The organism is Psychrobium sp. 1_MG-2023 (genome assembly GCF_030689115.1).
Taxonomy (GTDB): Bacteria; Pseudomonadota; Gammaproteobacteria; order Enterobacterales; family Psychrobiaceae; genus Psychrobium.
The window spans coordinates 1-1,766 of record NZ_JAUYVJ010000066.1; the positions used below are offsets into that span (position 1 = coordinate 1).

At 51.4% G+C, this 1,766-nt stretch carries 1 protein-coding gene; it reads right to left on the minus strand.

Annotation, left to right across the window (positions count from 1 at the left end; all coding sequences use genetic code 11):
* On the minus strand, positions 1-1,766 hold a 1,766-nt coding region (locus Q8W26_RS17760; RefSeq protein WP_305473874.1), incomplete at both ends, for a cadherin repeat domain-containing protein.

The following is a 1,766-nucleotide window of genomic DNA, read 5'->3' on the forward strand; positions in this document are numbered from 1 at the left end:
GCCGTCTCAAAATCAAGGTTACCGGCTAGAGTAATAACACCATTCGCATCGATGGCGAACAAGTCTTTATTGTCACCGACTAACTCGTAGCTGACGTTATCGCCATCAGGGTCCGTCGCCAGTGCGGTAATACCCACTGGCTGGCCAATCGCCGCATTCTCTGAGATGGTGTTATCCGCAGTATTAGTATCAGTCACCGGCCCGATTGGGTTATCGGTATCGCCTTCACCTGGCGTGGTGCCATCCGCGTTTTCAACCGCAATCACAAAGTTCGCTTCGCTTGTGGTGCCATCGGTAGAGGTTGCTTTGACTGTCACGGTGTGTGATTCAGCCGTCTCAAAATCAAGGTTGCCGGCTAAGGTGATCACGCCATTCGCATTGATAGCGAACAGGTCTTTATTGTCACCGACTAACTCGTAGCTGACGTTATCGCCATCAGGGTCCGTCGCAAGAGCCGTAATACCCACTGGCTGACCAATGGCCGCATTCTCTGAGATGGTGTTATCAGCCGTATTGGTATCGGTCACTGGACCGATTGGGTTATCGGTATCGCCTTCACCTGGCGTGTTGCCATCGGCGTTTTCAACCGCAATCACGAAGTTCGCTTCGCTTGTGGTGCCATCCGTTGACGTTGCTTTGACTGTCACGGTGTGTGATTCAGCGACTTCAAAGTCCAGTTCGCCCGCTAAGGTGATCACGCCATTGGCATCAATGCTAAATAAGTCTTTATTGTCACCAACTAATTCGTAGCTGACGTTATCGCCATCAGGGTCCGTCGCCAGTGCGGTAATACCCACTGGCTGACCAATGGCCGCATTCTCTGAGATGGTGTTATCAGCCGTATTGGTATCGGTCACTGGACCGATTGGGTTATCGGTATCGCCTTCACCTGGCGTGTTGCCATCGGCGTTTTCAACCGCAATCACAAAATCAGCTTGTGACGTGGTGCCATCGGTAGAGGTCGCTTTCACCGTCACGGTGTGTGATTCAGCCGTCTCAAAATCAAGGTTACCGGCTAGAGTAATAACACCATTCGCATCGATGGCGAACAAGTCTTTATTGTCACCAACTAATTCGTAGCTGACGTTATCGCCATCTGGGTCAGTCGCCAGTGCGGTAATACCCACTGGCTGACCAATCGCCGCATTCTCTGAAATCGTGTTATCAGCTGCATTGGTATCAGTCACCGGCCCGATTGGGTTATCGGTATCACCTTCACCTGGCGTGGTGCCATCCGCGTTTTCAACGTTGATCACAAACTCCGCTTGTGAGGTCGTGCCATCGGTTGAGGTTGCTTTCACCGTCACGGTGTGTGATTCAGCGACTTCAAAGTCCAGTTCGCCCGCTAGGGTAATAACGCCATTGGCATCGATTGAGAACAAGTCTTTATTGTCACCAACTAATTCGTAGCTGACGTTATCGCCATCCGGGTCGGTGGCAAGGGCTGTAATACCCACTGGCTGACCAATGGCCGCATTCTCTGAGATGGTGTTATCAGCCGTATTAGTATCAGTCACCGGACCGATTGGGTTATCGGTATCGCCGTCACCTGGCGTGGTGCCATCGGCGTTTTCAACCGCAATCACGAAGTTCGCTTCGCTTGTGGTGCCATCCGTTGAGGTTGCTTTGACTGTCACGGTGTGTGATTCAGCCGTCTCAAAATCAAGGTTGCCGGCTAGGGTAATAACACCATTCGCATCAATGCTAAATAAATCTTTATTGTCACCGACTAACTCGTAGCTGACGTTATCGCCATCAGGATCCGT